Below are 10,648 nucleotides of genomic sequence, written 5' to 3'. Positions count from 1 at the left end.
ATAAGTACATCGCGGATTAAAACGATGTTCCCAAGCCGATATACCAACGAATTTTTTGGTCTTCATGACCATAAGCCAAGTCAAAAGCAATCGGTGCGAAAGGACTAAACCAACGGGCACCTATGCCTGTACCGTGTTGAATTTTAAATTCATCAAATCGATTGGCCACATCGCCCATATCATGAAACAGTGCCAATGCATAATTGTCTTTAATTGGGTATTGGTATTCCAAGCTTGCAACACCCATCACTTTGCCACCAATCACTGCATCTTGATAACCTGTAATACCAATGCTTTCATGCTCATAACCACGTACAGAAGTAGCACCACCTGTACGGAATAACAAACTTTGTGGTGCATTTAATTCATCCGACACGTTCACCACACCGGCTCGACCTTTGACAATGAAAGTACCATATTTTTTTTGCTCAGGCGTGTAATAATAAGCCGTATCAGCACGAACCATTTGCATCGAAGCACTCGATAAAACCGATCCCAAAGTAGCGCCAATTTTGCCATAAACATAATAACCATTTTGTGGTCGAATCGATGTTTGTACTCGGTTATATCGCCATGATGCAGTCAACATCGTGGCATAATTTACGCCAAAATCTGGGCCATTTTCTACATGACTGTCATCACGGTAAAATTCTAAACCTAGTCGACGCTCACTGTTATCAAATTCTTTCACATTCCAAAGCCCTGCATTCCAAGACTCAGTCTTCACACGCTGTACAGTACCGTTCTTATAATTCAACGATGCCATATTGTACGAACTGCCAAACTCACGCGGATGGCTTAAACCAATACCAAAGCTTTGCTCATATTTGTTATAAGACACAAAACTACTGCCAACATAACCTCGATTCAAAACGTTGTAATGCTCATAACCCAAACGAATACCATGGCCATCTTCTGAATCGAAATTCAAGCCTGCATCAAATTTTTGACGTGGCACCTCTTGTACTGTCACCAATACAGGCACTTGATCGTCTTGTAGGCGATTGAATTGTGGTGTCACCATCACACTACTGTAATGACTGTCTTGCTCTAAAGCATTTTGAAAATCGACCACCTTATCACTGTCATACACATCACTTTGCTGAAATGGTGCCAGATTTCTCACAATATTTTCAGGATAACGAGGCTTTTGATTGGTTTTCTCGCCATTCGGTAACGATATTTCATTGATACTGACATCCAATGCACCAAAAAAAATAGGCTTTTTGCTGTCAATCGTCGCAGTCATGACAGCTGTTGCTGCCGCAGGGTCAATCAATGCTTGCGATTGCGTCATTTGTGCCAAAGGATATTGTTTGCGACGCATACCACTCACGGCGGCACTTTTACTACCACTCCAAGTACTTTGTAAAAAAGGCTCACCTTCTTTAGCCGTCCAACCCGACATGACATTCGCGAAATATTCACCCAGTTTTTCATCATCTAAAACAGGGCCATCTAAATTAACTTGAGCAGACGTAATAAAAACCCGCTTTCCTAAATCCACCTGAACCACATAAGGCAATGAATCCGTTTTCACACGCACGACAGCATTAAAATACCCTAAGGTATCCAACATGTCTTTGGCATCTTGAGGTGTATCATCGACCAAAAATTGAATTTGCTCAGCATCGATATCCGAATTCATTTGTTGTTGCACAATCAGTGGCAAATGTTCTTCTAGCATATCTTTTGCTTCAGAATTATCCACTTCCACAACAACAGCATACTGTAATTCTGATGGATTCGGCGGTGTGACATCTTTTACATTCTTGCCTCGCTCCTTGGCTTGCTCATTCAAGTATTCTTGCTCGGCGATAGAAAAAGGGCGTACGCTGACGGTCACTTCAGACCAATTAGACTGTAAAGCATCAGACAAAGCATTGTCTGATGCAATTTGAGATGCCAATACCGAACTGGGAAGCAACGCCATAGGACATAAAATCAGAGGCATCCAAGCCACAGCTCGAAAACTTAACAAAAAGGTCACACGCTTCATAGCTTATCCAAACCGCACAATAGTAATGATTCTAACATAGGAATTTACGCAACTTAGAAGCAAGGTTACCCTCTAAACAAAAACACTAGCAGCTCTTAACTTAGCTTTGCATGCATAAAACTATAAAAACCAAAAAAACACATATAATTCAAAGGTTTCATTAAAAAGATATCCGTACATGTTTATACCTAACCTACGCCGCCATACATCAATAGTACTACTACCTTTGCTACTCATTGGTTCTTTGACCAATGCCCACGCCTCTTCACTTGCGAAATTACCATGTGCAGTTTGGACTAGCCATCAGACATCTGTTTGTATGCGCTCACAAGCCTCAGTGATTACGGCAACTAACACACCTCATTACAATTTGGCAATCGACCAAGCTTTGGGTTCCTTACGCAATGACATTTTAATAGTCTCAAAACCAATTACGCCAATACCTAATACGCAGGTTTCATTACGCAATCAAGCCCCAGCACCCATTACCAGCAAGGTAAAAAATACCCATCAGCGTACAGCAGCACCAAGCAAAGCAGTTTATAAGCCAAAATTGTCACGCTCTGACATTGTGAAGCAAGAATTACAACGTGAAAAAGCCGCACTGCGTGCGGCTGAGAATCAATTAAGCCAAGCAAAGAAAAATGGCAAAAACATTCCTAAATGGGAAAGGCAAGTTGCGGATAGACGCGCCAATATTTCTGCCATGCAAGCCGAATTGGCTCGCTTATAAGCTAAGCTTGAGCCTGAATAAACACACTCACAGCTTCTGCGGTAGGCATCGCTGTTTGTGCACCCAATTGCTGCACAGCTAACGCTGCTGCAGCTTGGGCACGCTCTACAGCCACATCCAATCCTTGTGACCAATAGACTGCTAAGCCTGCATTAAACGTGTCACCGGCACCTGTGGTATCAACCGCTTCTACCTTAAATGCATTCCAATGACGTTTACCATCAATACCATAATGACTGGCGCCATTGGCACCTTCAGTCATCACCAATTGCATGTGTACAGGCAATATTTGAGCAATTTCCTCATCGCTAGCTGTATCATCTAATGCAAATGCCAATTTCAATTCAGTATGATTAGGCGTCATCACATCAACCAAAGACAATAATTCTGCGGATAATTTTTGTGCTGGTGCTGGATTCAAGACAAATGTCGCCTGATGTTTTTTAGCCAATTTTGCCGCATGTAATACGCAATCCATTGGAATTTCCAACTGACACAAAACCACATCAGCCTGTTCAAACAAAGCTGTATGAGCATCAATGTCCTCAATACTCAAAGCAAAATTCGCACCTGGCACAACAATAATATGATTGTCACTTTCGGCAACGGTAATACTGGCAATACCCGAACTCATACTTTGCTTAACACTAATCCCACTGATGTCTATGCCTTCTTGCTTTAAAATATTCAAAGCCGAAGTACCATTGGCATCATCACCCACCGCACCAATCATCGCCACATCAGCGCCCAAACGAGCAGCTGCAACGGCTTGATTGGCACCTTTGCCACCTAAAGCTGTCGTAAATGTCTGACCTAACAAAGTTTCACCCACTTTTGGAAAACGATCCAAAACTGTGATTAAATCCATATTGATACTACCGACAACCAAAATATTACTCATCATTCATTTTCCTTCTTACAAGGCGTAAGCATACCAAACTTTTGAAGAAACAGGAAAAAGCATCCTAAAAAGTTTACAATGGCAAAAGATTGCATCTGCCACATCTGACCCCATTTATTCCAACAATATCCCACTCAAACAGCAACCCAAACTCAAACAGCAACCCAAAAAAGGATTTTCCGTGGAACAGATTCAAACCGCGATTGAAGCCATTGTCTTGCCCAATAGCAACCGTACCATTGCATCAGAAAAAGCCCTTACCAAACTCACACAACAAGACGGTAACATTCATGTGACATTGCGCTTTGCCTACCCTGTTGCACACTTACAGGACGCTTTCATTCAAGCCATTGCTCAAGCAACAGATACTCCTGCCTCCAATATTCATCTGACGCTAGAAAACAAAATTGTCACACACAAAGTGCAGCAAGGCGTGAATACCATTAAAGGCGTCAAAAACATCATTGCCATTGCTTCAGGCAAAGGCGGTGTAGGCAAATCCACGACCACTACCAACTTAGCCATCGCTTTAAGCAAAATGGGTGCGCGTGTTGGTGTCTTGGATGCTGATATTTATGGTCCAAGCCAACCAACCATGTTAGGCGTCTCTGATTTACAACCTGAACAAAAAGATGGCAAATTCATTCCTGTAACCAATGCAGCTGGCATTCAAACCATGTCGATTGGCTTCTTGGTCAATACCGATCAAGCGGTTGTGTGGCGCGGCCCCATGGTTAGCCAAGCTTTGCAACAATTATTATTCCAAAGCCAATGGGATGATGTGGATTATTTGTTCATAGACTTGCCTCCAGGCACAGGTGATGTCCAATTGACGCTATCCCAAAAAATTCCAGTGACCGCCTCTGTCATCGTCACCACGCCGCAAGACATTGCATTACTGGATGCTAGAAAAGCAGTCGACATGTTTGCCAAAGTCAATATTCCTATTTTGGGTATCATCGAAAATATGGCAACCCATATTTGTTCTCAGTGCGGTCATGCCGAAGCCATTTTTGGCTCAGATGGTGGCAAAATGTTGTCTGAAAACTTGAATGTCCCATTATTGGCTCAATTACCACTCAGCTTGCCAATTCGCCAAGCCATGGACCAAGGTCAAGGCGTAGAGTTACAGCAAACTGAAACGGCCATTGCCAATTTGTACCAACAAGCAACATGGCAAATCATCTTAAAAATCTCAGACATGGGCAAAGATTTCAGCAATGCTTTTCCAAAAATTGTGATTGAATAATCCAGCGTTGATGATTAAAAGCGTCCTGTAAAGTTTACAGGACGCTTGTTTATATGAATGTGTATTATATTTAAAACTATCTTTAAGAATGAATAAAGCCCTGATGCGTTTGCATCAGGGCTTTAGAATGGGGCGTTTGACGATGACCTACTTTCACATGGGTAATCCACACTATCATCGGCGCTAAGTCGTTTCACGGTCCTGTTCGGGATGGGAAGGCGTGGGACCAACTCGCTATGGTCGTCAAACATAAACTTTAAAATCAGAAAGCCGTCTGTATTACAGAGCTTTGAAATAGGGCTGTATTATACTGTCTATTTCAATCTTAATCAACTGGGTAATAATTGTATGCTTTATGTAGTAAGCATTATCATTGAAGTTCTTCAAATGATAGAGTCAAGCCTCACGAGCAATTAGTATGGGTTAGCTTCAAGCGTTACCGCTCTTCCACACCCCACCTATCAACGTCCTGGTCTCGAACGACTCTTTAGTGTGGTTAAACCACAAGGGAAATCTCATCTTCAGGCGAGTTTCACGCTTAGATGCTTTCAGCGTTTATCTCTTCCGAACTTAGCTACCCGGCTATGCCACTGGCGTGACAACCGGTACACCAGAGGTTCGTCCACTCCGGTCCTCTCGTACTAGGAGCAGCCCCCGTCAAATTTCCAACGCCCACTGCAGATAGGGACCAAACTGTCTCACGACGTTTTAAACCCAGCTCACGTACCACTTTAAATGGCGAACAGCCATACCCTTGGGACCGACTACAGCCCCAGGATGTGATGAGCCGACATCGAGGTGCCAAACTCCGCCGTCGATATGAACTCTTGGGCGGAATCAGCCTGTTATCCCCGGAGTACCTTTTATCCGTTGAGCGATGGCCCTTCCATACAGAACCACCGGATCACTATGTCCTGCTTTCGCACCTGCTCGACTTGTTGGTCTCGCAGTTAAGCTACCTTTTGCCATTGCACTATCAGTCCGATTTCCGACCGGACCTAGGTAACCTTCGAACTCCTCCGTTACTCTTTGGGAGGAGACCGCCCCAGTCAAACTGCCTACCATGCACGGTCCCCGATCCGGATAACGGACCTGGGTTAGAACCTCAAAGTCACCAGGGTGGTATTTCAAGGACGGCTCCACACAGACTAGCGTCTGTGCTTCAAAGCCTCCCACCTATCCTACACAAGTGACTTCAAAGTCCAATGCAAAGCTACAGTAAAGGTTCACGGGGTCTTTCCGTCTAGCAGCGGGTAGATTGCATCTTCACAACCATTTCAACTTCGCTGAGTCTCGGGAGGAGACAGTGTGGCCATCGTTACGCCATTCGTGCGGGTCGGAACTTACCCGACAAGGAATTTCGCTACCTTAGGACCGTTATAGTTACGGCCGCCGTTTACTGGGGCTTCGATCCGATGCTTGCACATCTTCAATTAACCTTCCAGCACCGGGCAGGCGTCACACCCTATACGTCCACTTTCGTGTTAGCAGAGTGCTGTGTTTTTAATAAACAGTCGCAGCCACCGATTCTCTGCGGCCTGGCGTTGCTTACGGAGTAAATCCTTCACAATACCAGGCATACCTTCTCCCGAAGTTACGGTATCAATTTGCCGAGTTCCTTCTCCCGAGTTCTCTCAAGCGCCTTAGAATTTTCATCCCACCCACCTGTGTCGGTTTGCGGTACGGTTCGATTTAAGCTGAAGCTTAGTGGCTTTTCCTGGAAGCGTGGTATCGGTCACTTCGGTTCCGTAGAACCTCGTTATCACTTCTCGGTGTTGAATGAATTCCCGGATTTGCCTAAGAATTCCACCTACTGGCTTGAACAAACTATTCCAACAGTTTGCTGACCTAACCTTCTCCGTCCCCACATCGCACTTAAATCAAGTACAGGAATATTAACCTGTTTCCCATCGACTACGCATCTCTGCCTCGCCTTAGGGGCCGACTCACCCTACGCCGATGAACGTTGCGTAGGAAACCTTGGGTTTTCGGCGAGGGGGCTTTTCACCCCCTTTATCGCTACTCATGTCAACATTCGCACTTCTGATACCTCCAGCAGACTTCACAATCCACCTTCGCAGGCCTACAGAACGCTCCCCTACCACATGCACTAAGTGCACATCCGCAGCTTCGGTTATAGATTTGAGCCCCGTTACATCTTCCGCGCAAGACGACTCGACTAGTGAGCTATTACGCTTTCTTTAAATGGTGGCTGCTTCTAAGCCAACATCCTAGCTGTCTGGGCCTTCTCACTTCGTTTACCACTTAATCTATCATTTGGGACCTTAGCTGGCGGTCTGGGTTGTTTCCCTCTTGACACCGGACGTTAGCACCCGATGTCTGTCTCCCGAGGAATCACTTCATGGTATTCTTAGTTTGCCATGGGTTGGTAAGTTGCAATAACCCCCTAGCCATAACAGTGCTTTACCCCCATGAGTGTACCTCGAGGCACTACCTAAATAGTTTTCGGGGAGAACCAGCTATCTCCAAGTTTGTTTAGCCTTTCACCCCTATCCACAGCTCATCCCCTAATTTTGCAACATTAGTGGGTTCGGACCTCCATTACCTGTTACGGCAACTTCATCCTGGCCATGGATAGATCACTTGGTTTCGGGTCTACGCCCAGCAACTAATCGCCCTATTAAGACTCGATTTCTCTACGGCTCCCCTATTCGGTTAACCTTGCTACTGAACGTAAGTCGTTGACCCATTATACAAAAGGTACGCAGTCACGGAACAAGTCCGCTCCCACTGTTTGTATGCATCAGGTTTCAGGTTCTATTTCACTCCCCTTCCGGGGTTCTTTTCGCCTTTCCCTCACGGTACTGGTTCACTATCGGTCGATGATGAGTATTTAGCCTTGGAGGATGGTCCCCCCATATTCAGACAGGATTTCTCGTGTCCCGCCCTACTTGTCGTTAGCTTAGTACCGCAGTTGAGATTTCGAATACGCGACTATCACGCACTATGGTCATACTTTCCAGAATGTTCTTCTATCTCGACTACTATCACTAACAGGCTTTTCCGCGTTCGCTCGCCACTACTTGCGGAATCTCGGTTGATTTCTTTTCCTCCGGGTACTTAGATGGTTCAGTTCTCCGGGTTTGCTCCAGTGACCTATGTATTCAGTCAAAGGTACCTAATAAATTAGGTGGGTTTCCCCATTCGGACATCGCGGGATCAAAGCTTTATTGCCAGCTCCCCCACGCTTTTCGCAGGCTTACACGTCCTTCGTCGCCTATCATCGCCAAGGCATCCACCTGATGCACTTATTCACTTGACTCTATCATTTCAAGAACCTCTGACTTTGCAGAATTAGACAGTTGACGTGTCTTCCTTCTGCTTGATTCTCTTCATGTTAAAGCTTACTACTTGGTTGTTACAATCAACGCCTTTTGAATTCGTTGATTGCAGATACAATCATCACCCAAATTTACTGTGTTATTTAAGCGGCCTGTAAAGGCTGTCTAAACAACAACATTGTCTTTTGTTTGTTGATTTCGGCTTTCTAATTTTTTAAAGATCGATGCGTCGCTTTTGTGTGTTTCGCTTTGTACTGCTTGTCCGCTAACACGCTTCGCAAATCAAAGAAGACTGAGAGTATATCATCTCTTTATTAAGAGTGAAATAAAAAACAGCGTCAGCTGTCAATCGTCTTTGATTTGCAAAGTATTTTAGTTCATTGGTGGAGGCAAACGGGATCGAACCGATGACCCCCTGCTTGCAAAGCAGGTGCTCTACCAACTGAGCTATGCCCCCAATGTTCCACAACCTTACTTGTTACCAAGTTTGATGGTGGGTCTGGGAGGACTTGAACCTCCGACCCCACGCTTATCAAGCGTGTGCTCTAACCAGCTGAGCTACAAACCCAGGTCGTTGCTACTTGCATCTTTATTTACAGTTTACCGATAAGTGTGAATGCGTTAAGCCTCTTCTATCTCTAGAAAGGAGGTGATCCAGCCGCAGGTTCCCCTACGGCTACCTTGTTACGACTTCACCCCAGTCATGAAGCATACCGTGGTAAGCGGACTCCTTACGGTTATCCTACCTACTTCTGGTATCCCCCACTCCCATGGTGTGACGGGCGGTGTGTACAAGACCCGGGAACGTATTCACCGCAGTATGCTGACCTGCGATTACTAGCGATTCCGACTTCACGCACTCGAGTTGCAGAGTGCGATCCGGACTACGATCGGCTTTATGAGATTGGCTCCACCTCGCGGCTTGGCTACCCTCTGTACCGACCATTGTATGACGTGTGAAGCCCTGGTCATAAGGGCCATGAGGACTTGACGTCATCCCCACCTTCCTCCGGTTTGTCACCGGCAGTCTCATTAGAGTGCTCAACTGAATGGTAGCAACTAATGACAAGGGTTGCGCTCGTTGCGGGACTTAACCCAACATCTCACGACACGAGCTGACGACAGCCATGCAGCACCTGTGTTACGGCTCCCGAAGGCACTCCTCCGTCTCTGGAGGATTCCGTACATGTCAAGACCAGGTAAGGTTCTTCGCGTTGCATCGAATTAATCCACATCATCCACCGCTTGTGCGGGTCCCCGTCAATTCCTTTGAGTTTTAATCTTGCGACCGTACTCCCCAGGCGGACAATTTCACGCGTTAGCTACGCTACCAAGAGCTTTTAATCTCCCAACAGCTAATTGTCATCGTTTAGGGCGTGGACTACCAGGGTATCTAATCCTGTTTGCTACCCACGCTTTCGAGCATGAGCGTCAGTGTTATCCCAGGGGGCTGCCTTCGCCATCGGTATTCCTCCACATCTCTACGCATTTCACTGCTACACGTGGAATTCTACCCCCCTCTGACACACTCTAGTTATCCAGTTTCAAATGCACGTCCCAAGTTGAGCTCGGGGCTTTCACACCTGACTTAAATAACCGCCTGCGCTCGCTTTACGCCCAGTAATTCCGATTAACGCTTGCACCCTACGTATTACCGCGGCTGCTGGCACGTAGTTAGCCGGTGCTTATTCTTTAGGTACCGTCATCACTCTTGGATATTAGCCAAAAGCTTTTCTTCCCTAACAAAAGTACTTTACAACCCGAAGGCCTTCTTCATACACGCGGCATTGCTGGATCAGGCTTGCGCCCATTGTCCAAAATTCCCCACTGCTGCCTCCCGTAGGAGTCTGGGCCGTGTCTCAGTCCCAGTGTGGCGGATCATCCTCTCAGACCCGCTACTGATCGTCGCCTTGGTAGGCTTTTACCCCACCAACTAGCTAATCAGACGTCGGCCGCTCAAATAACGCAAGGTCCGAAGATCCCCTGCTTTCCCCCGTAGGGCGTATGCGGTATTAGCCACTCTTTCGAGTAGTTATCCCCCATTACTTGGTACGTTCCGACGCATTACTCACCCGTTCGCCACTCGTCAGCAAGAAAGCAAGCTTTCTCCTGCTACCGTTCGACTTGCATGTGTAAAGCATGCCGCCAGCGTTCAATCTGAGCCAGGATCAAACTCTTATGTTTAATCTCTAAGCTTACTATTTAATTTCTGGTCTGCTTCTCAAAGAAAAAGAGCGAGAAATGATTAAAAATCATATCTTGTCTTTACTTCTTTAGCAGTGTGAGGCTCTTCGCACTCACACTTATCGGTAATCTGTTTTTTTAAAGAGCTGTGCTGTGAAACTTGTGAAGCTGACCGTTTGGTCTGTTTCGTTTCTGTCTCAGCAGCGAAGAAACCGAATATTACAGAAACACCGAAAACCCGTCAACACCTAATTGTAAAAATATGGCTATAAAAACACAA

At 45.8% G+C, this 10,648-nt stretch carries 4 protein-coding genes, 2 tRNA genes and 3 rRNA genes; 2 read left to right on the top strand and 7 right to left on the bottom strand.

From position 1 onward, the window contains the following. Nucleotides 1-16: 16 nt before the first annotated feature. Nucleotides 17-1,999, bottom strand: a complete 1,983-nt coding sequence (locus ADP71_RS11835) for an autotransporter assembly complex protein TamA (protein WP_104932247.1) — start codon at nt 1,997-1,999, stop codon at nt 17-19. Between the two features lie 319 nt (nt 2,000-2,318). Here ADP71_RS11835 and ADP71_RS11830 point away from each other — a divergent pair, with 319 nt between their 5' ends. After that, on the top strand, nt 2,319-2,732 hold the full coding sequence (locus ADP71_RS11830) for a hypothetical protein (protein ID WP_019959360.1): 414 nt from the start codon (nt 2,319-2,321) through the stop codon (nt 2,730-2,732). A gap of 1 nt (nt 2,733) precedes the next feature. Here the strand turns inward: ADP71_RS11830 and rbsK are convergent, their stop codons facing one another. Beyond that, the gene (rbsK, locus tag ADP71_RS11825; RefSeq protein ID WP_336234323.1) at nt 2,734-3,636 is read right to left on the bottom strand and encodes a ribokinase; all 903 of its coding nucleotides are present in this window, start codon (nt 3,634-3,636) and stop codon (nt 2,734-2,736) included. Nucleotides 3,637-3,760: 124 nt separating this feature from the next. Here rbsK and apbC point away from each other — a divergent pair, with 124 nt between their 5' ends. Further along, nucleotides 3,761-4,882, top strand: coding sequence for an iron-sulfur cluster carrier protein ApbC (apbC, locus tag ADP71_RS11820; protein ID WP_171461223.1), 1,122 nt, complete (start codon nt 3,761-3,763; stop codon nt 4,880-4,882). A 134-nt stretch (nt 4,883-5,016) separates the two neighbouring features. Here apbC and rrf read toward each other — a convergent pair. The 5 genes from rrf to ADP71_RS11795 all read right to left on the bottom strand — a co-directional run bounded on the left by rrf (nt 5,017) and on the right by ADP71_RS11795 (nt 10,368). Then, a 5S ribosomal RNA gene (gene rrf, locus ADP71_RS11815) occupies nt 5,017-5,130 on the bottom strand. Between the two features lie 144 nt (nt 5,131-5,274). Then, a 23S ribosomal RNA gene (locus ADP71_RS11810) occupies nt 5,275-8,165 on the bottom strand. Between the two features lie 400 nt (nt 8,166-8,565). Then, nucleotides 8,566-8,641: transfer RNA gene (locus ADP71_RS11805), tRNA-Ala, on the bottom strand. Between the two features lie 34 nt (nt 8,642-8,675). Further along, nucleotides 8,676-8,752, bottom strand: a tRNA-Ile gene (locus ADP71_RS11800). 74 nt (nt 8,753-8,826) lie between these two features. Then, a 16S ribosomal RNA gene (locus ADP71_RS11795) occupies nt 8,827-10,368 on the bottom strand. The 16S, 23S and 5S rRNA genes sit together here with 2 tRNA genes alongside, the layout of an rRNA operon. Between the last annotated feature and the right edge of the window lie 280 nt (nt 10,369-10,648).

Source organism: Vitreoscilla sp. C1 (assembly GCF_002951955.2).
Classification (GTDB): Bacteria; Pseudomonadota; Gammaproteobacteria; order Burkholderiales; family Neisseriaceae; genus Vitreoscilla; species Vitreoscilla stercoraria.
Note: the sequence above shows the minus strand (reverse complement) of the source record. Positions and strands in the feature narration are given on the sequence as shown.

Excerpts from the sequence above, each read along its gene's own strand:
- rbsK (WP_336234323.1), bottom strand. The coding sequence starts at position 3,636 with ATGATGAGTAATATTTTGGTTGTCGGTAGTATCAATATGGATTTAATC.
- ADP71_RS11830 (WP_019959360.1), top strand. The coding sequence starts at position 2,319 with ATGCGCTCACAAGCCTCAGTGATTACGGCAACTAACACACCTCATTAC.
- ADP71_RS11835 (WP_104932247.1), bottom strand. The coding sequence starts at position 1,999 with ATGAAGCGTGTGACCTTTTTGTTAAGTTTTCGAGCTGTGGCTTGGATG.